The organism is Nocardia terrae, assembly GCF_009760405.1.
Lineage (GTDB): Bacteria > Actinomycetota > Actinomycetes > Mycobacteriales > Mycobacteriaceae > Nocardia > Nocardia terrae.
Window position 1 is genome coordinate 411,219 of the sequence record NZ_WRPP01000001.1, and the last position, 18,466, is coordinate 429,684.

Sequence of the window (18,466 nt, forward strand, 5' to 3'; positions counted from 1 at the left end):
GGACGAGAACCGATAAGAGAATCGATATCGTCGCAGTATGGGGGGTCCGCAACGGGCGATGTCGGGTACCGGGAATGCTGGGGGAGTGGACGAGATCTTCCGGACGGCCGGTGTCGAGGGCCGGGTGCACGCCCGCTGTTTCGACTGCGACGGCGAATTCGGCTGGGGCGCGGACGAACCGGTGGTGCTGTCCTCGGTGATGAAGGTGCCGCTGGTGCTGGAGTTCGCGCGGCAGGTGGCGGCGGGGCAGCTCGACGCCACCGATCGGGTGCGGGCGACGGCGGCGGACCGGCTCGGCGGGGTGGGGACCGCAGGCTGCCTCGACGATGTCGAGTACAGCCTGCGCGACGCGGCCTACTTCGCGATCACCGTCAGCGACAATACGGCCGCGGATCTGCTCTTCGACCGGGTCGGGGTCGAGAACGTGCGGTCGCTGGTGCGCGAGCTCGGGCTGGTGAACACCCGGATCGTCGGGTCGCTGCGGGACATCCTCTACAGCATGGCCGAGGATATCGGGGCGCGTGACCTGCACGAATTCGCGCGGCGCTACCCGGAATCGAGTGCGGCGGAGGTGTTCGGCTCGCGTGCGGTGGATCCGCTGCGGACCACCGCCAGCACGCCGCGGGAGATGACGCGGCTGCTCCAGCTGATCGGTGAGGACCGGGCCGGGCTGCCGGAGGCGTGCGAGTGGGTGCGGGATCTGATGCGGCGCCAGGTCTTCGGACATCGGCTGCCGTCGGGGTTCCCGCCGGGCACCGACATCTGGTCCAAGACCGGGACGCTGCCGGGGATCCGCAATGAGATCGGCGTCGTGGGGTATCCGGACGGAAGTCGTTACGCCGTCGCGGTTTTCACCGTCTCACAGAGCTTGGCGGGGCGGCAGCCCGCGGTGGACCGGGCGATCGGCGAGGCGGCGCGGCAGGCCGTCGAGCGCATTGTTCACGCTCTGCCCGAGACCACGTCCCACGGTCGGCGCTGCGGCCGGTCCTGAGCCGGGGCCGGGCGGGACGCCCCGTCGCCCTGCACCACGCGCACGACAAGCTCGGCCAGCTCCCGCACCAGCGGATGCGGCGCGGCGGCGGGCCAGGTCAGCGCGAGCCGCCAGCTCAGCGTGCCCTCCGGCAGCGGCCGCCACACCACGCGCGGCTCCTTCTGCGCGACCAGGCCCTGATCGAAGGCGACGCCGCGGCCGGAAAGCACCATGCCGAGCACGAATTCGGGACTGCGGGCGTGCTGCACCGAGGTGGGGCGGAAGCCGTGCTCCCAGCAGGTGCGCAGGGTGGCGTCGTAGAGGCCGGGGGCGGCGGCGCGCGGGAAGATGACCAGGCCGTGCCCGGCCAGATCGGCCAGGGTGAGGGTGGCGCGCGCGGCCAGCGGCGAATCGCGGGGGAGCACCACCCCGAGCGGGGTCTCCACCGCCGGGCCCGATTCCAGCCCGACCACATCGACCGGATACTGCAGCAGGCCCGCGTCCAGTTGCCGGTCCGCGAGCAGCCGAAGCTGTTCCGCCGTGGTCAGTTCCTGCAGGTCGACCCGGACCTCGCGGCTCTCGAACGCGGTGAGCAGGGCCGCGAGCACCCGGCCCGCCAGCTCGGGCGGCACGCCCACCCGCAGCGCGTCGATCTCACCGCGATGGGCCTTGCCCACCAGCGATATCGCCCGCTCCCAGCGCGCGATCAGATCCCGCGCCTCCACCAGCAGGATCTGGCCCGCCTCGGTCAGCTCCACCCGCCGGCTGTCGCGTTCGAGCAGCCGCGCCCCGATATCGATCTCCAGCTTCTTGATCCGCTGGCTGAGCGCGGGCTGCGCGATCCGCAAGCGCTCCGCCGCCCGGCCGAAGTGCAGTTCCTCGGCCACGGCGATGAAGTAGCGCAACTGACGCAGCGGATCCATCCGTCCGACGATATCGCTTTGCTTATGGGCGCGCCCGCACCTCGAGGATCTGCAGGCACCGGCCGATCGGCCCGCGCTCGTCGTGCAGCACTGTCGAGCACATTCCGACACCGTCCGGCCCGATCGAGGTCTGCACCGCCAGCCCGATCCACTCACTCTCCGGGAGCCGGAACAGGTCGATGGTCAGGTCCGTGTTCATGAACGTCCACTCGACCGGATCCAGCCGTGCCCCAACGCCATTGGCGACGTCCGCGACCGAGAACACCCGAACCAGCGGTGAGATGTCCTCGCCCTCGACCACCTCGACGCGCGGTTTCACCCATACACGCCGGGTCATGTCGTCGCCGTCCACGGCCCGCATGTCCACCGACTTCACGTAGCCGAAATCCCACCCGTCGGGCAGGTTCCAGCCCGGCGCGGTCGGCTCCGGCACCGGCGGCAGCGGTGCGTCGGCGGCGTGCACCACCGAGGAAGTGTCCGAGGTGGCGATCCGCCAGGCCGACGCCTTCGCCACGGTCCGCACCGATCCATCCGCCTGCCGCGCGGCCAGTTCCGCGCCGATCAACTCGATCCGCTTCCCGGGCCGCTCGACCCACGCCCGAACCTCGATCTCGCCGACCGGCACCGGCCCCAGGATCTCCATCGTCAACCGCGTCACCCGCGCCCCCTCACGCGGCGCGCACCTCTCCACGGCCCGGGCCAGCAATGCCGAAGGCGGCGCACCGTGCTGCATCGTCGCCGCCCACACACTCATCGTCGACCCGGTAGCCCGATACCGCTCGTACCCGTCCGCCCCGTCCCCCAGCCCCACGAAGTACGCCCGCACCCCGGCCTCCTCGGCCAAGGTCTCCGCTTCCACCGCTGTCACGTCATGCATCCGGGTCACCTGGCCAACGTATCAGCCCACGTCCCGCCCACTAGACGCTGTACGACAAAACGCGCCGCGGCGGCTCAGCGACCACCCAGGATGTCGTCCCAGATCCGCTCGACCACGGCCTCGTGACTCCAACTCGAATCGAACCGCGTCTCCTCCGCGAACCCCAGCGGCTGCCACCCGTAATACCACTCGGCCATCTGCTCCGCCGTGAACTCGGCGGCCCGTGGACCGCTCGAATGCCGGGCCACCGTCTCCTCCAAGCTGAGGTCGAAGAAGTAGTGCAGCGACCGATCCGCCACCGCCCCGAGTCGCGCGAGCATCGGCCCGTACCGCCCGGCATCCAGAATCCCCTCCACGATCACCACGAGGCCGCGCGCCAGCCCGAAGCCCGCAATCTGTTCCAGTAGTTCGATATTCGCGGCACCCGCCACATCGAGTTTCCGGAGCATCTGCCGCCGCACCACATCCTGTGCCGCCACCAGGCACTCGCCCCGCCGGAACCGTTGTTGCACCGCCGACGCGGTGGTCGATTTCCCGGACGAGGAGTTTCCGCGAATGACGATCAGCAGGCTCATGCCGGTGCAGATTACGCCCGTGTGGCGCAGGCATATTGGTATCAATGGTGAGGGCGCGGAACCGAACGGAGGGCGGACATGTCCGAGGAAACGGTATCGGAATCGGTCGAGGTGACGGCTGCGGCGGCGTTGGAGTGGGTGGTGGGCGCGGCTGCGCGGGCGCCGTTGCCGGAGGATGAGATCGGTGGGCACGTGGCGCCGATGCTGATCGAAGTGGTCGGTGGTACCGAGGGATTCAATGCGGTGCTGGCGCAGCTCGGACGGCCGGAGGTGACCGAGATCCGCAGGGAGCGGCCGGACGCGATCTGGGCCATGATCAGCGGGCGTGCCGAGGGGTTGTTGATGGTGCACGTGAACGAGGCGGGGCTCATCGACACCGCGCGGCTGGTTCCGGCGGCGGCCGACATCCCGGTGCCGACGTCCTGGGGCGAAATCGATTCGCGCCTGGAGGAATTGGGCTGCCGGGTCGCGTTCGCCGCGATGCGGATCGAGGACGACGGGCAGCCGCGGCTGGTGCACGGGGTGGATGCCGACACGGCGCGGCCGACCGGGTCGGGGTTCAAGCTGTACGTGCTGGCCGCGCTCGCCCGGGCGGTCGCGGCGGGCCGGGCCGACTGGCAGGAGCTGCTGCCCATTCGGGAGGAGTGGAAGAGCTTCCCCTCCGGGACGCTCCAGAACCGTCCCGCCGGTGAAAAGCTCAGTCTGGCAACCTATGCCGAATACATGATGGCGATCAGCGACAACACCGCCACCGACCACCTGATCCACCACCTGGGCCGCCCCGAGGTGTTCAGCGAGCTGACCGAGCTCGGCCACCCCGATCCGGACCTGAACCTCCCGTTCCTCACGACCAGGGCGTTCTTCCAGTGCAAGGTCCCCGACGACGGTGCCCACGCGCAGCGCTTCCTCGAAGCCACCCGAGGCGAACGCATCGCACTGGTCGAAGAACTGGAACGCCTGGACCTGCCCGACCCCGCCTCGTCATGGGTGAAGGAGTCGAAACCTCGCCACATCGACGAAATCGAATGGTTCGCAACCCCTTCCGACCTCTGCCGCGCCTACGCCGGCCTACTCCGCTTCGCCCAACCCGAGATCGACCACATCCTCACCCGCGACGACCACGGCCTGGGCCTCGACAGCACCCGCTTCCCCACCGTCTGGTCCAAACCCGGCAGCGAAGTCGGCGTCATAACCCTGAACTACCTGGCCCGCACCGCCGACCACCGAACATTCGCAGCAAGCCTGATGCTGTCCGACCCCACCGCAGGATTCGACGAGATGCTCATCGTCCCCCGGGCGTCCCGAATCCTCCAGGGCGCCTTCGACCTACTGGCCGCCACGGGTTAGGGCGGCCGCGAGCTTGCGGGTGAAGCGGGGCAGATGGGGATCCGAAGGCGGGAAGTCGTCGGAGTCGAGGTCCCACCACTCGCCGCCTTCGAACTCGCCGGGATCCAGCGGATAGGACCGGGTGCGGGATCCGCGGATCACATGCCACAGCGAGACATCCACGTGGCGAGCGGGTTTGGTGACGGTGGTGACGGTGAGGAAGAACGGGTTGTCGCCGACGACGTCGAAGGCCGGGGTGATGCCGATTTCCTCGCGGGCCTCGCGGCGGGCGGCGGCCGCGGGGTGTTCGCCCGGGTCGACGTGACCGCCCATGGGTAGGTGCAGGCCGGATTTGCGGTGCAGGCCGAGGTAGATGGCGGGGGCGTCGGGGTCGGTGAGCACGGTGTAGGCGACCAGGTGCCGGGACGGGGTCGCGGGGGCGATGCGGCGGAAGATGTCGTCGGTGGTGGAGAGCCAGGCCAGGGTTCTGGTGCGGTGAAGGTGTTCGAGATCGTCCCAGGGTTCGACGGCCGCGACGAGGTCGGCGATGACAGCGGTGGCGGGCTGCATGGCGGGGGAGCTTACGCGCGGGGTGCGACAGGTCCGGCGCGATCGGCGGGTCAGTAGGGTTCGGGGGTGGATTTCAACGGGGTGCGGACCTTTGTTGCGGTTGTGGATGCGGGGCAGTTTCAGGATGCCGCGGTGGGGTTGGGGATTACGCAGCAAGGGGTTTCGAAACGTGTTGCGGGGTTGGAGAAGTATTTGGGGGTGCGGTTGTTCGCGCGGACGGCGCGCGGGGCCGAGTTGACGGTTGAGGGGCGGGCGTTTCTGCCGCATGCGCGGGAGCTGGTGCGGGTGGCCGAGCGGGCGGAGGCGTCGGTGCGGAGCGGGGGGAGGGCACTTCGGGTGGATGTGGTCGCGCGGCGAATCGTGATGTCGGGGTTGTTGCAGGAGTTCCATCGGCGGCATCCCGAGGTCGAGTTGGAGGTGCTGACCCTGGATGCCGATGTCGAGGAGGCGATCGCGGCGGTGGAGAACGGGACCGTCGACGTCACGTTCCACGCGGTGCCGCTGGGGCTGCGGGTGCCCGGGGCGATCAGCACGCGGCGGGTGATCGACGAGGCACACCAGCTGCTCGTGGGGCCTCGCCATCCGTTCGCCGACGCGCGGTTCATCACGCCCGCGCAGCTGGCGGGGCATCGAATCTGGATGCCGGGCCTGCCGACTCGGGGTGAGGTGGCCGATTACTTCGACGAACTCTCGACCACCTTCGGAGTCACGATCGATACGAGGGCATCGATGTTCGCGAAAGAGGCTGTGCTGGAGGACATCGCCAATTCGGCGGAGTTGACGATGTTGATCGGTGAGGGCACGCGCTATCTGTGGCCCGACAGCTACGACCTGCGACGCGTGCCGGTGCGGAATCCGTCGCTGGTCTACCCGATGTCGATGATCTGGCGCACCGACAACCGGCATCCCGCGCTCGAGGAACTCCGCGCCTACCTCGACACGAGGCGGGCGGCGGCCACCGGCGCCGAGGTCTGGACGCCGAGGTGGGCACGCGACCGCTCGGACTGATCGGCGGTGCGGGTGCGGCGGGCACCGGAGGTATACCAGTAGACGGCCCCGACCAGCAGGCCGCCGCCCACGATATTGCCCGGAACCGTGTAGAGCAGATTGCGGCCCAGCTCGGCGAATGTGGCCTGGCCTTCGAAGATTCCGATGGTGTAGAGCGACATGTTGGCCACGCAGTGCTCGAAGCCGACGGCCACGAAGACCAGCACCGGCATCCACAGCAGCGCGATCTTCGCGCCGGAGCCGCGGACCCGGGAGAACATCCAGACCGCCAGGCAAACCAGCATGTTGCACAGGACCGCGCGCCAGAAGAGCTGACCGCCGCCGAGGGCGTCCTTGCCCGAGAGGAGTTCGGTGAGCATCGTTCGAGCCGAAGCCGAGGACATGATGCCGGAGCCGTGGACCATGGCCGCGAAGGCCAGGGTGCCGAGGAAATTGCCGACCAGGGTGGCGACCCAGGCCACCAGCATGTCCTTGACGCCAGTGCGCCCGGACAGCGTGCCGATCAGCATGATCATCACCGTCGAGGTGAACAGTTGCGCGCCCGCGAACATGACCAGCGTCAGCGCGATGGGGAACACCGCGCCCTCGAGCAGCTTCGCGGCGGGCGAGTGCGAGGCCACGAACGGCGAGATCGCCCCCAGCAGCAGCACCTCGCCCACGGCGATGTACGCGCCCGCCAGCATGGCCGAGACCAGGAACCGTCCGCGACCGCGCAGCTCCTCGGCCTTGTGCTCGGCCTGATCGACGGTGCTGGCGACATTCTCGGCGACGGTATTCACCCTCAGGACGTTAGAAGGCGCGACCCCGGGGCGACACTGACCAATGTCCCGAGAATCAGAGCTTGTAGCCGATGGCGCGCAGGAGTCCGTGGCGGTCGGCACGATCGGCCTCGGTCTCGATGCCCAGCGGCGGGCCGCCGTCGACCACGCCGACAATGCCGCGGCCCAGCGCGGTCTCGGCGATGAGCACCTCGACCGGGTTGGCGGTGGCGCAGAAGATGCCGCAGACCTCGGGAACATTGCGGATCGCGTTGAGGACGTTGACCGGGTAGCCCTCGCGCAGGAAGACGATGAACGAATGGCCCGCGCCCACGGCGGTCGCGTTCTTGGTGGCGAGTTCGACCAGGTCGTCGTCATTGCCGGAGTACCGGATCAGTCGCGGACCGGACGCTTCGCAGAACGCCAGCCCGAAGCGCAGATGCGGCGAGGTCCCCGCGAGCGCCTCGTGGAGGTCCTCGACGGTCTTGATGAAGTGGGATTGCCCGATGATGACATTGAGCTCATCGGGCTTGTCGATGGGCACCGCTGTCAGTTCCATGGCCCTATCGTGCCCCGCCGGCGGGTCGGTGTATGCGGAATCGGGTGTGGGCGGGCGTGTTCGGACCGACCATTAGGTCGGAGGTTGCCATGTATCACCAGGTTCTCGACCCGATCGCCCATTCCCTCGCGTGGAGTTCGCTCGTCGCCGCGCTCCCGCTACTGACTCTCTTCGTTCTCCTCGGTGTGCTCCGCTGGGCCGCGTGGATCGCCTCGCTGATCGCGCTCGCGGTGTCGCTGGTGGTGGCGGTGTGGGCGTACGGGATGCCGGTCGGGCAGGCGGTGCTGGCCGGTTCCGAGGGCGCGGCCTTCGGCTTCTTCCCGATCCTCTGGATCGTCATCAATGCCATCTGGGTCTACAACATGACCGTCGCGACAGGGCATTTCGACGTGCTGCGCCGATCCTTCGCGAGTGTCAGCGACGATCAGCGCATCCAGGCCATGCTCATCGCCTTCTGTTTCGGCGCGCTGATGGAGGCGCTGGCCGGATTCGGGACGCCGGTGGCGGTCACCGCGGTCATGCTCATCGCGCTCGGCTTCGCGCCGTTGAAGGCCGCCGTGCTGGCATTGACCGCGAATACCGCGCCGGTCGCCTTCGGCGCGATGGCGACGCCCATCATCACCCTGGGCTCGGTCACCGGCCGCTCGTCCGACACTCTCGGCGCGATGGTCGGCCGTCAGACTCCGGTTCTGGCGCTTTTCGTTCCGCTCATCCTGGTCCTGATCGTGGACCGCAAGAACGGCATTCGCGAGACCTGGCCCGCGATCGTGGTCTGCGGAGCGTCTTTCGCGGCCGCGCAGTATGTGACGTCGAACTTCATTTCGGTGCCGCTGGCCGATGTGGTGGCGTCGCTGGCCTCCGCGGCCGCGGTGATGGCGCTGGTCCGGGTGTGGCGGCCGGTCCGCGTGTATACGGAAGCCGTTGCGGCACCGGCCATGTCGGGAGGCGTGGTACCCGCGCTCTCGGGAGATATGCCGGAGGCGGAGGCCGAGCAGCCCGCCGAGTCGTCATCCGAGCGCACCGATCCGCCCCGCGAGATCGCCCGCGCCTACGCCCCGTATCTGATCATCATCGCGGTCTTCGTGCTCGCCCAGATCGGCCCCGTCAAGTCCTGGCTCGGCCACGCCACCCGTCAATTCGCCTGGCCCGGACTGCATCTGCTGAACGCCAAGGGCGGCAAGGTCGGTTCGGTCACCTTCACCCTCAATATCGCGACCTCGCCCGGCACCCAGATGCTGGTGGCGGGCGTGCTCACGATGGCGGTCCTGGGCATCTCGATCCCGAAGGCGTTGCGCGCCTACGGTGCGACCCTGTTCCAGTTGCGCTGGGCCATCCTCACCGTGATGGCGGTGCTGGCCCTGGCATACGTCATGAACGCCTCGGGCCAGACCATCACCCTCGGCACCTGGATGGCCGCGGCCGGCGGCCTGTTCGCCGTGCTGTCCCCGCTGCTGGGCTGGCTGGGCACCGCCGTCACCGGTTCGGACACCTCGTCGAACTCGCTGTTCGGGGCGCTGCAGGTGACCGCCGCCGGAAAGGCCGGGCTGTCGCAGACCCTGATGGCCGCGGCCAACAGTTCCGGCGGCGTGCTGGGCAAGATGGTCTCACCGCAGAACCTGGCCATCGCGGCCGCCGCGGTCGGCCTGCAGGGCCGCGAGGGCGACATCTTCCGCCGGGTGCTGGGCTGGAGCCTGCTGTTCCTGCTCGGCATGTGCCTGCTGGTCTGGCTGCAGTCCACACCCGTCCTGTCCTGGATGGTGGCCTGATCCGCGCTATTTGATCACGACATCGTTCGGCGGCGGCAGGGTGCTGCCGTCGCGCAGGATGACGGGACCGACGCCGGCCGGAGTGGCCACCGGCGAGGGTGGCGGCGGCACGGGAGCCGGGACCGGTTGCGGCGGTGGTGGCTGAATGATGGTGGTGCCGAACGCAGGTGGGCCGGGCATCAGCGGAACCGGGGTATCCGGGCGTTGATCGACCAGGTCCGCCAGGCCCGCGTCGGTGTCCACGCGCGGGACTCCCAGCGGCGGCAGCCCGAGCAGCTGGAGAACGGTCTTGGTGATGCTGGTGTGGCCGCACCACCGGTGGTCGATGCCGGGGCGCACGCGGCCGCCGAACATGAGCAGCGGCAGCCGGGAACCGTAGGCGAGCTGGTGGCCGGACAGATCGGATTCGACGTGCGGCGGGACGACGTGATCGTCGTAGCCGCCCCAGTCGTCCCAGGTGAGCAGGAAGACCGTCGAATCCCACAGTCCCGCGGCGACAATCGCGGTCACGGCCTGCCACACGGCGTCGTGGCCGACCGTGACATCGGCGGGCGGATGCTCGTCCCGGGGCGAGTCGTGCCAGAGCATGGACAACGCCGGGAGATTGCCCGCCGCCGCATCGGCGGCGAGCTGACTACTACGGACGATGTTCGGTGAGCCCTGCAACTGGCTGTAGAACTGCACGGGGTAGCCGGAAGCACCCGTGTAGGCGCGCCAGGAGACGCCGTGGTCCCCGGCGTGGCCGGGCAGGCTCGGCATGTCCCAGACCGGTTGCGGCGCGGTGCGGGACGGGTTCCGCAAGGTCGGCGTCTGCCCGCCGACGATCAGCAGATGGTTCGGGGTGGAGTTGGTACCGAATCCGCTGCAATGGTTTTCGAGCAGCGCCCCGCTCGCCGCGAGCCACGCGTAGAACGGCAGTACCGCGGACGTGTCGAACTGCACGTGCGCACCGGTGATCTTCCGGTTCAGCCAGCGGACCCAGGTCGCGCGGTCGTGCGGCTGATCCGACACGGGCGGATTCGCCGAAATCGGCCACCCCGTCGCGACGTTCGCGCCGTAGGCCGCCGCGGAACGCAGATAGTTGTCGGTGGTGTGGTTCTCCTGAACCATCACCACCACATGCTCGATCGGACCCGATGCTCGGCTCTGTGCCATCCACGCACGCTATCGCCGGATATTTGCCGAGTCGTGGATGGCGCGCCGACCGGCACGACCACGCCCGCCACCCGGATACCGGTGGCGGGCGTGATCACCCGGGGAATGCGAAGGCCTACGGGGAGACTCGGCTCTCGGCCGGTACGGGCGGAGCTGTGATGGCATCCGCCGCCGGGCGGCTCTGTGCGCCGAGCACCGAATGCCTGCGGCTGTAGGCGAAGTAGATCACCATGCCCAGCGCCATCCAGATCACGAACCGCAGCCAGGTCTCGATGGACAGGTTCAGCATCAGCCACAGGCAGGCCAGCGCCGCCAGGATCGGGATCACCGGCACCAGCGGCACCCGGAAGCCGCGCTTCAGGTCCGGGCGGGTGCGGCGCAGGATCGGAACACCGAGGGAGACCAGGACGAACGCCACCAGGGTGCCGATATTGACCATTTCCTCCAGCGTGCCGAAGTCCACGAACCCGGCCAGCAGCGCGCAGACCACACCGACGATGACGGTCAACCGGACCGGAGTGCCGTGCTTGCCGGTGTGGGCGAGACTGCGCGGCAGCAGGCCGTCGCGCGCCATGGCGAACAGCACCCGGGTCTGCCCCAGGAACATCACCATGACGACGGTCGACAGGCCCGCCAGCGCGCCGATGGAGATGATGTTCTTCACCCACATGTCGCCGTGAATGGCGAAAGCCGTTGCCAGGGTCGCATTCCCGCTCGCCAGCTCGGTGTAGGGCACCATGCCGGTGAGCACCAGCGACACCGCGACGTAGAGCACGGTGACAATGGCCAGCGAGCCGAAGATGCCGCGCGGCACATCACGCTGCGGATTGCGGGTCTCCTCGGCGGTGGTGGCGACCACGTCGAACCCGACGAAGGCGAAGAACACCAGCGAGGCCGCGGCCAGCAGGCCGTACCAGCCGAAATTCGTTCCACCGGAACCGGTCAGGAAGGAGAACAGCGACTGGTGCACGCCGCCCGCCTGCGCGGAGGGCTGCGACGGCGGAATGAAGGGCTTCAGGTTGGACGCCTTGAAGTAGGTCGCGCCGACCACCAGCACCAGCGCGATCACGGCCAGCTTGATCGCGACCGCGACCGCCGACACCCGCGAGGACAGCTTGGTTCCCGTCGCCAGCAGCACGCCGACGATGGCGATGATCAGCACCGCGCCCCAGTCGAACGAGATCGACCCGGCGTGCGCGACCGGATTCACCACATTGCCCAGCACCTCGCCGAGATACTGCGACCACCCCTTGGCGACCACCGAAACCGCAAGGGCGAACTCGAGAATGAGATCCCACCCGATGATCCAGGCGATGACCTCGCCGAAAGTGGCGTACGCGAACGTGTACGCACTGCCCGCCACCGGCACCGTCGAGGCGAATTCGGCGTAGCACAGCGCCGTCAATCCGCAGGCGATGGCCGCGAACACGAAGGCCAGCGAGACCGAGGGGCCCGCGACCGTGCCCGCGGTCCGGGCGGTGAGCGTGAAGATGCCCGCCCCGATGACCACCGCGACACCGAAGATGGTGAGATCCCTCGCCGTCAGATCCTTGCGTAGCTTGGAATCCGGTTCATCGGTATCCCGGATCGATTGCTCGACCGATTTGGTGCGGAACATTCCGCTCGCGAACGCCACTTGTCGTCTCCTCCTTGAAACTAAGCCGCGGCTCAGAGGGCCCGCGGGATGGCGTCCAGACGCCGCTCCGCGAACCGATTCGCCGCTGCCCCGGTGCCGATTCCCTCGGCCTTGCTTTCCGCGATGATGTCGCGGCAACGGTCGAAGATGCCCCTCACCGCGTCTTCGACCTCGGCCGTGGCTGCCGAACGCAGCTCTCCGGCCACCTGAATCAGCCCGCCACCGTTGGCCACGAAATCCGGGACCCAGGTGATGCCGCGCTCGTTCAGGGCGTATTCGACCGCGGGCGTGGCCAACTGGTTGTTGGCGGCGCCGCAGATCAGCTTCGCCTCGATGGCCTCGGCGCTGGACGCGGTGAGCGTCCCGCCGAGCGCGCAGGGGGCGTAGACGTCGACCGGAGCGGTGGAGACGTTGCTCAACAGTCGAACCGAAGGATGATTCTTCGAAATGCGTTCCAGCGCGGCCTCGTTCACGTCGGTCGCGCAGACCTCCGCGCCGTCGGCGAGCAGCAGCTGGATGAGTTCGTTGCCGACCTTGCCGACGCCCTCCACGCCGACCGTGCGGCCCGCGAGAGTCGGCTCGCCCCACACGGATTCGGCACCGGCGCGCATGGCGTTGAAGACGCCCAGCGCGGTCAGCCGGGCACTGTCGCCGGAACCGCCGGCCGCGATGCTGCGCCCGGTCACGTGGCCGGTGTAGCGGCCGATGGTATCCAGATCATCGGTATTGGTGCCCACATCACCCGCCGTGATGTACCGCCCGCCGAGGGATTCCACGAACCGCGCGTACGCCGCGAACAGCTCCTCGCTCTTGTCCAGCGCCGGATCGCCGATGATGACGGCCTTGCCGCCGCCCAGATCCAGCCCGGCCGCCGCCGCCTTGTAGGTCATCCCCCACGACAGCCGCAGCACGTCGTCCAGCGCCGCCGATTCGGAGGCGTAGGGGTACATCCGGGTGCCACCCAGCGCCGGACCTAGCGTGGTCGAATGAATCGCGATGATCGCCTTGAGCCCGCTCTTGTCGTCCTCGCAGAACACCACCTGCTCGTGTCGCCGGGCGCTGAGCTCCTGGGAGCGCCCGAAAACCCCTGCCTCGGTGTGCATTGCGGTCACAATCGATTCCTTTCGTGGACGCCGCTTGTGGCGGCTGGGTGGTGGCCGTGTGGTGTGCGGCCGGGGTGGCGGCCACGAGATGCGGCAGCCGGTCGCCGCGGGACGCGGCGGTGGTGGGCGGCTCGCTCGCCGTGCGGAGCGGGCCACCTCGCGGTCGGTGGTCATGTGGTCGCGCGACGAGTCACCGCGCGTTGTGGTCGGTCCGAACCGCCTCTCGAGGGCACGGGCCGGATCGCCCCGATACGGCGACGGGTTGATTTGCCGCCGTATCGGACCGGGCTGGTATGGAATTGGTCGGTTGGCGGCCGGGAGCCGCACAGGTTCGCGGGCCCCGAGTGGGCCTCGGCTGGGTACCGCGTCCGGTTCGGCGACGGGTCAGCCGTCGAGGCCGAGTTCGCGCAGGCGGGCGCGGTACAGCTCGATGTTGCCGAGCTTGACGTCCTCGTAGCCGCGCACCAGGTCGGGCAGGCCCGCTGCTTCGGTGGCTGTGGCGTAGGTCTGGTCGGTGAGTCCGGCCGCGAGGCGGTGGACCATCTCGGTGTAGTGGGACAGCAACTCCCGCTCCACCTTCCGGACATGGGCGTAGCCGAAGGGGTCGAGCTTGGTGCCGCGCAGCGACTTGCCCTTGGCGAGAAGCTTCAGGGCCACATGGGATTTGGGGGTGAGGCCGATCTTCTTCTTGCGCCCCATCGCCCGCAGCATCGGGGGATGCAGCTTGTAGGTGAGGTTCTCGCCGCCGGGGACCTGGGCGCGCACATCGTCGAGGAACGCGGGGTCCACCAGCAGGCGGGCGACCTCGTACTCGTCCTTGTAGGCGGTGAACTTGTACAGGCCCCGTGCCACGGCCTCACTGAATTCGGTGCGCTCGGTGACCGCGCGCTCGGCGCTCCACGCGGCCTGCACCGTGTCGACGTAGCGGCGGGCGACCTTGGCGTTCTGATAGCCGACCAGCTCGGCGGCGCGCAGCTCGACCACCCGCCGGACCTCACCGTCGAAGGTGGTGCCGGCCAGTAGTTCGGCCGGAGCGACCCGCGGAGTGCGCTGTGCGGCAACCGATTCCGTGGCGACCGCGAAGGCCTCCGGGTCGGCGATGGCCACCCGGCCCCAGCGGAACGCCGCGACATTGGCCGCCACCGCGACCCCGTTGATGCCGATCGCCTCTTCGACCGCCGCCGCGGGCAGGCGCAGGCCGCCGGTCTGGAAGGCCGCGCCGACCATCAGGAAGTTGGCCGCGGCGGTATTGCCGAACAGCTGGTTCGCCGCCGCCAGGGCGTCGAAGTCGAACAGCGAATCCGAGACCGCCGCAAGGCGATCGATCAGCGACCGGGTATCCGGGTAGGCGACCGACTTGTCGTACACCATGTCGCCGGTCGGGGTCTGGCTGGTCGAGGCGACCACCACGGTCCCGTTCGGGTTGCCGTACTGCAGGTTCTTGGGGTCGGCCGCGCCCAGCAGGTCGATGGCCATGATGCAGTCCGCGCTGCCCGGGGTGAGCCGGTTGGACGGCTCCAATTCCGTTGCGGAGAAACGCAAGTGGGACAGCACCGGTCCGGCCTTTTGGCTCAGCCCGATCTGGTCCAGGCTCTCCACCGCGTACCCGGCCCGCAGCGCGGCGGTGGCCAGCACCTGGTTGACCGTCACGATGCCGGTGCCGCCGATGCCCGCGATCAGCACGTTCTGGGTGCCCAGCGGAGCGCCCAGACCCGGATCGGCTACCACGGGCGGCTCGGTGGTCTTGCGCTTGCTTCCCTTGCGCCCCTTGGCGTCCGGGTTCACCTCGACGGTCACGAACGACGGGCAGTCGCCGTCCAGGCAGCTGTAGTCGGTATTGCACGAGGTCTGGTCGATGCGCGTCTTGCGCCCGAACTCGGTCTCCACCGGCTGCACCGACAGACAGTTCGACTTGGTGCCGCAATCCCCGCAGCCCTCGCACACCGCCTCGTTGATCACCACGCGGGTATTGCGCACCGGCAGCGTGCCGCGCTTGCGCTGACGCCGGGCATCGGCCGCACAGTGCTGGTCGTAGATGAGCACGGTGACGCCCTTGACCTCGCGCAGCAGCTTCTGCGCTTCGTCGAGCCGATCCCGATGCCACAGCAGCGTGCCTTTGGCGAGTGCTTTCCTGTTGTGCCGCTTGGGTTCATCGGCGCAGATGATGATCTGCTTCACGCCCTCGGTGGTCAGCTTGTGGGTCAGCTTCGCGACCGTCAGCCCGCCCTCGACGTCCTGCGCGCCGGTCATGGCGACGACCTCGTTGTAGAGCAGCTTGTAGGTGATGTTCACCCCCGCCGCCACACACGCCTGCACGGCCAGCTGTCCGGAGTGGAAGAAGGTGCCGTCGCCGATGTTCTGGAACAGATGCGGCACATCGGTGAACGGGGCCTGCCCGATCCACTGGCTGCCCTCACCGCCCATCTGGGTCAGCCCGGTCACCGCGCTGTCGCTGCGCCCGGACAGGGTCACCAGCGTGTGGCAGCCGATGCCGCCACCGCCGATCGAACCCTCCGGCAGCGCCGTGGAGCGGTTGTGCGGGCAGCCGCTGCAGAAGTACGGGGTCCGCTTGGCGGACAGCACCTCCAGCGAAAGCATCGGCGGCGGAGCCTTCTTCAGCTCGACGTGGTCGCGGAGCACGCGGCGCAGCGGCGCCAGCAGCCGTCCCGCGGTGAGCTCGCCGTCGAACGGCATGAGCGGCAGCCCGTTTCCGTCCAGCTTGCCGAGAATGCGGGGCGCGGCGGCGGTGCCGTACAGGATCTCGCGGATCTGGGTCTCGATGAACGCGGTCTTGTCCTCGACCACGATCAGCTGCTCGAGCCCCGCGGCGAACTCGGTGACCTTGTGCGCCCCAACGGGATACGGCATGCCGATGCGCAGCAGCCGGATGCCCGCCCGATGCATGGCGGCCTCGTCGACGCCGAGGTCGACCAGTGCCTGCCGCACCGCGTCGAAAGTCGTTCCGGTGGCTGCGATCCCGATCCGCGCCTGGATCGGATCCACCTCGATGACATCGAGCTCATTGGCGGTCCCGAACGCCCGCACGGTGGCCCACCGCGGCCCGTAGAGATCCGCCTCGGCCAGCACGCTGTCCGCCGGCGCCGCCATGGGCCGCTGCCGGTAGGCGAAAGTCTTTCCCTCCCACTGCACCTCGGGCACCGAGATGGGTAGCTCCGCCACCGTGGAATCCACGGTCCACGCGCCGTCGGCGACATCGGCCACGATCTTCATCGCCACGATGCAACCCGAGGCCCGCGACAGCGCCACGCCCTGCATACCCATCGTGATGATCTCGCGGGCATTGCGCGGGAACAGCACCGGAATGCCCATGGCCGCCAGCGACCGCTCACTCACGGCGGGCACGGTCGAGGACTTCGAGGCCGGATCGTCGCCGACCAGCAGCAGCACGCCGCCGCGCGGATTCACGCCGTACATGTTCGCGTGCCGCAGCGCGTCGGTGGCCCGGTCCACGCCGGGGCCCTTCCCGTACCACACCCCCACCACGCCGTCGTGGGTCGCGGTCCCGGCGGGCAGATCCGCTTGGCTGCCCCACACCGAGGTGGCCGCGAGCTCCTCGTTGAATCCCGGCACGAACGCGATGTCGTGCTCGGACAGGACGTTCGGCATGCCCAGCAACATCTTGTCGACCCCGCCCAGCGGGCTGCCCTGATAGCCGGACACGAAGGTCGCGACCCGATGCCCGGCGCGCATATCGCGCACATGCTGCTCGACCAGCAGTCTGGCAATGGCCTGCACACCGGTCAGGAGGACCGGACCCGCGCCGGACCGGTAGCGGTCGGCGAGGTCGTAGGGCGTAGCCGGTTCGGCCTGACGGACAGGCGCCCAGGCAACGTCGGTCATGGACAGTCACCACACTCTCCACAGCCTCGTGAGCTGCAAACGAAGGGGATCAAGCGATCGGTGCAGCGAAATCTGCCGTGATGTGTGATCTGTGTCAACCGTGGCGCGAAAAGTTGATCAGATTGCTCAAAAGTGATCTGGAGCACTGTGACCTGCGCAGCATTCTGTTCAGTGCCACAGTGCTCCGTCCGTCAGTCGACGCCGGGCTGACTCGTCAGATGCTCGACGAGCGGCAGCGAGCGGTATTCCACCGGAGTCGCCAGTGCCAGCATGGTTTCGGTGTGCTTGACCCCGGGGATGGCGTGCACCCGCTGGATGATCGACAGCAGATCCGGCTGCGAACGCGCGGCAATCCGCACCAGCAGATCCCCGCGCCCGGTGGTCGCGTGCACTTCGAGCACGTTCGGGAACTCCCGCAGCGCCTCGACGATGTCGTTCATCTTGTTCTGATTCAGCTCGATCCCCAGGAAGGCGTGCACCGCGAACCCGATGGCCTCGAGATCCACATCGGGCGGATACCCCCGCACCACCCCGGACGCTTCGAGCCGCTTCATCCTGGCCTGCACCGTGTTCCGTGCGATCCCCAGTCGCTGCGCCAACTCCAGGATCGGCGCTCGCGGATCGGCCGCCAACTCCGCCAGCAGGGCGGAATCCAGCCCGTCGATCTTGATGCTCATAACGCATTCTCCCATTTCGGGTGGCGGCTATCGGCCGCGGTTTTCGAGGCCGGTGCGGTCGGGGCCGTCGATAACGCGATTTCCGGCGTACCCGATGATCGTGTCGTGACGCGAAATCGGGAGGGGTTCATGAAAGCCAGGTCAGCGGCGGTGGTTTCGATGGCGGCCGCGGCCGTGCTCGCCGTCGGCGGGTGCGGGAGCGCGTCGACGCCGGGGGGTTCGACGACGACGGTTCCGGCGGCGGCCCAGCAGCCGGCGGGCAGTGCCAATGGACTGTGCTTCGACGCCAATTCCGACCTGGCGCGATCGGCCATGGCGCGGCTGTCGCCGCCGCCGGTCGGGGAGTGGCAGGTCGGTCAGGTCAGCGACGAGAAGATCTCGTCCGGGTGCGACGGAGTGCTCTCCTATATGGAGGTGTACTCCAACGTCAATCACCCTTACACGCACCTGCTGTTCTTCACCGGTGGCAAGTACCTCGGCACCGCGACCTCCGACCCGTACATGTACACGAGGATCACCGGCACGAGCCGGACGAGTCTGTCGCTGACCTATGCCTGGCTCGAGGGCGACAACGATCCGATGTGCTGTCCGAAGGGCGGGCCGAGCACGGTCACGTTCACCTTGAACGGCACCAAGGTCACCGCGAACGGGACGTTCCCGCCGCACAGCTGAATCCAGATATAGACAGTGTCACTATCGATA

The 18,466-nt window shown here is 68.6% G+C and carries 16 protein-coding genes; 5 read left to right on the forward strand and 11 right to left on the reverse strand.

What is annotated here, in order from left to right; translation table 11 throughout:
• Positions 1–85 precede the first annotated feature (85 nt).
• Complete coding sequence (locus GPX89_RS01745; RefSeq protein ID WP_328601416.1) at positions 86–991, forward strand: serine hydrolase; 906 nt, start codon at positions 86–88, stop codon at positions 989–991.
• Here the strand turns inward: GPX89_RS01745 and GPX89_RS01750 are convergent.
• The 3 genes from GPX89_RS01750 to GPX89_RS01760 all read right to left on the reverse strand — a co-directional run bounded on the left by GPX89_RS01750 (position 940) and on the right by GPX89_RS01760 (position 3,345).
• Complete coding sequence (locus tag GPX89_RS01750) at positions 940–1,893, reverse strand: LysR substrate-binding domain-containing protein (protein WP_157354730.1); 954 nt, start codon at positions 1,891–1,893, stop codon at positions 940–942. The two genes, GPX89_RS01745 and GPX89_RS01750, sit on opposite strands and share 52 nt — an antisense overlap.
• A 22-nt stretch (positions 1,894–1,915) precedes the next feature.
• On the reverse strand, positions 1,916–2,770 hold the full coding sequence (locus tag GPX89_RS01755) for a thioesterase family protein (protein ID WP_157354731.1): 855 nt from the start codon (positions 2,768–2,770) through the stop codon (positions 1,916–1,918).
• A 74-nt stretch (positions 2,771–2,844) separates the two neighbouring features.
• The gene (locus GPX89_RS01760) at positions 2,845–3,345 is read right to left on the reverse strand and encodes a P-loop NTPase family protein (protein ID WP_157354732.1); all 501 of its coding nucleotides are present in this window, start codon (positions 3,343–3,345) and stop codon (positions 2,845–2,847) included.
• Positions 3,346–3,423: 78 nt separating this feature from the next.
• Here GPX89_RS01760 and GPX89_RS01765 point away from each other — a divergent pair, with 78 nt between their 5' ends.
• Positions 3,424–4,692: a serine hydrolase gene (locus tag GPX89_RS01765; RefSeq protein ID WP_157354733.1), complete on the forward strand. Its 1,269-nt coding sequence runs from the start codon at positions 3,424–3,426 to the stop codon at positions 4,690–4,692.
• Here the strand turns inward: GPX89_RS01765 and GPX89_RS01770 are convergent.
• Positions 4,672–5,241 (reverse strand): NUDIX domain-containing protein, encoded by a 570-nt coding sequence (locus GPX89_RS01770; protein WP_157354734.1) that lies wholly within the window; start codon positions 5,239–5,241, stop codon positions 4,672–4,674. The genes GPX89_RS01765 and GPX89_RS01770 overlap by 21 nt on opposite strands.
• 81 nt (positions 5,242–5,322) lie before the next feature.
• On the opposite strand from GPX89_RS01770, the gene GPX89_RS01775 reads away from it, so the two are divergent.
• Positions 5,323–6,249: a LysR family transcriptional regulator gene (locus GPX89_RS01775; RefSeq protein WP_328601641.1), complete on the forward strand. Its 927-nt coding sequence runs from the start codon at positions 5,323–5,325 to the stop codon at positions 6,247–6,249.
• On the opposite strand, the gene GPX89_RS01780 is transcribed toward GPX89_RS01775, so the two are convergent.
• Both GPX89_RS01780 and GPX89_RS01785 read right to left on the reverse strand, forming a co-directional pair.
• Complete coding sequence (locus GPX89_RS01780; RefSeq protein ID WP_157354735.1) at positions 6,171–7,028, reverse strand: formate/nitrite transporter family protein; 858 nt, start codon at positions 7,026–7,028, stop codon at positions 6,171–6,173. The genes GPX89_RS01775 and GPX89_RS01780 overlap by 79 nt on opposite strands.
• A 55-nt stretch (positions 7,029–7,083) precedes the next feature.
• Positions 7,084–7,566: an adenosine-specific kinase gene (locus tag GPX89_RS01785; protein ID WP_157354736.1), complete on the reverse strand. Its 483-nt coding sequence runs from the start codon at positions 7,564–7,566 to the stop codon at positions 7,084–7,086.
• 89 nt (positions 7,567–7,655) lie between these two features.
• Here GPX89_RS01785 and GPX89_RS01790 point away from each other — a divergent pair, with 89 nt between their 5' ends.
• Entirely contained in the window at positions 7,656–9,332 is a 1,677-nt protein-coding gene (locus tag GPX89_RS01790) for an L-lactate permease (RefSeq protein ID WP_157354737.1), read from the forward strand.
• 6 nt (positions 9,333–9,338) lie between these two features.
• Here GPX89_RS01790 and GPX89_RS01795 read toward each other — a convergent pair whose 3' ends face one another.
• The 5 genes from GPX89_RS01795 to GPX89_RS01815 form a co-directional block, all read right to left on the reverse strand.
• Entirely contained in the window at positions 9,339–10,487 is a 1,149-nt protein-coding gene (locus tag GPX89_RS01795; RefSeq protein WP_157354738.1) for an alkaline phosphatase family protein, read from the reverse strand.
• A gap of 115 nt (positions 10,488–10,602) precedes the next feature.
• The gene (locus tag GPX89_RS01800) at positions 10,603–12,105 is read right to left on the reverse strand and encodes an amino acid permease (RefSeq protein WP_157386914.1); all 1,503 of its coding nucleotides are present in this window, start codon (positions 12,103–12,105) and stop codon (positions 10,603–10,605) included.
• A 50-nt stretch (positions 12,106–12,155) separates the two neighbouring features.
• Complete coding sequence (locus GPX89_RS01805; RefSeq protein WP_157386915.1) at positions 12,156–13,226, reverse strand: Glu/Leu/Phe/Val family dehydrogenase; 1,071 nt, start codon at positions 13,224–13,226, stop codon at positions 12,156–12,158.
• A gap of 384 nt (positions 13,227–13,610) precedes the next feature.
• Positions 13,611–17,087 (reverse strand): indolepyruvate ferredoxin oxidoreductase family protein, encoded by a 3,477-nt coding sequence (locus GPX89_RS01810; RefSeq protein WP_157354739.1) that lies wholly within the window; start codon positions 17,085–17,087, stop codon positions 13,611–13,613.
• Between the two features lie 191 nt (positions 17,088–17,278).
• Positions 17,279–17,764 carry an Lrp/AsnC family transcriptional regulator gene (locus GPX89_RS01815; RefSeq protein WP_157354740.1) on the reverse strand — a complete coding sequence of 162 codons (486 nt, stop codon included), beginning with the start codon at positions 17,762–17,764 and terminating at the stop codon, positions 17,279–17,281.
• A 129-nt stretch (positions 17,765–17,893) separates the two neighbouring features.
• Here GPX89_RS01815 and GPX89_RS01820 point away from each other — a divergent pair, with 129 nt between their 5' ends.
• Positions 17,894–18,436 (forward strand): LppP/LprE family lipoprotein, encoded by a 543-nt coding sequence (locus GPX89_RS01820; RefSeq protein ID WP_157354741.1) that lies wholly within the window; start codon positions 17,894–17,896, stop codon positions 18,434–18,436.
• Positions 18,437–18,466 lie beyond the last annotated feature (30 nt).

What these genes read in the sequence shown, in the direction of transcription:
- GPX89_RS01800 (WP_157386914.1), bottom strand. Translation starts at nt 12,105, where the DNA reads ATGTTCCGCACCAAATCGGTCGAGCAATCGATCCGGGATACCGATGAA.
- GPX89_RS01810 (WP_157354739.1), bottom strand. Translation starts at nt 17,087, where the DNA reads ATGACCGACGTTGCCTGGGCGCCTGTCCGTCAGGCCGAACCGGCTACG.
- GPX89_RS01790 (WP_157354737.1), top strand. Translation starts at nt 7,656, where the DNA reads ATGTATCACCAGGTTCTCGACCCGATCGCCCATTCCCTCGCGTGGAGT.
- GPX89_RS01785 (WP_157354736.1), bottom strand. Translation starts at nt 7,566, where the DNA reads ATGGAACTGACAGCGGTGCCCATCGACAAGCCCGATGAGCTCAATGTC.
- GPX89_RS01770 (WP_157354734.1), bottom strand. Translation starts at nt 5,241, where the DNA reads ATGCAGCCCGCCACCGCTGTCATCGCCGACCTCGTCGCGGCCGTCGAA.
- GPX89_RS01815 (WP_157354740.1), bottom strand. Translation starts at nt 17,764, where the DNA reads ATGAGCATCAAGATCGACGGGCTGGATTCCGCCCTGCTGGCGGAGTTG.
- GPX89_RS01805 (WP_157386915.1), bottom strand. Translation starts at nt 13,226, where the DNA reads ATGCACACCGAGGCAGGGGTTTTCGGGCGCTCCCAGGAGCTCAGCGCC.
- GPX89_RS01750 (WP_157354730.1), bottom strand. Translation starts at nt 1,893, where the DNA reads ATGGATCCGCTGCGTCAGTTGCGCTACTTCATCGCCGTGGCCGAGGAA.
- GPX89_RS01760 (WP_157354732.1), bottom strand. Translation starts at nt 3,345, where the DNA reads ATGAGCCTGCTGATCGTCATTCGCGGAAACTCCTCGTCCGGGAAATCG.
- GPX89_RS01755 (WP_157354731.1), bottom strand. Translation starts at nt 2,770, where the DNA reads ATGCATGACGTGACAGCGGTGGAAGCGGAGACCTTGGCCGAGGAGGCC.
- GPX89_RS01765 (WP_157354733.1), top strand. Translation starts at nt 3,424, where the DNA reads ATGTCCGAGGAAACGGTATCGGAATCGGTCGAGGTGACGGCTGCGGCG.
- GPX89_RS01795 (WP_157354738.1), bottom strand. Translation starts at nt 10,487, where the DNA reads ATGGCACAGAGCCGAGCATCGGGTCCGATCGAGCATGTGGTGGTGATG.
- GPX89_RS01820 (WP_157354741.1), top strand. Translation starts at nt 17,894, where the DNA reads ATGAAAGCCAGGTCAGCGGCGGTGGTTTCGATGGCGGCCGCGGCCGTG.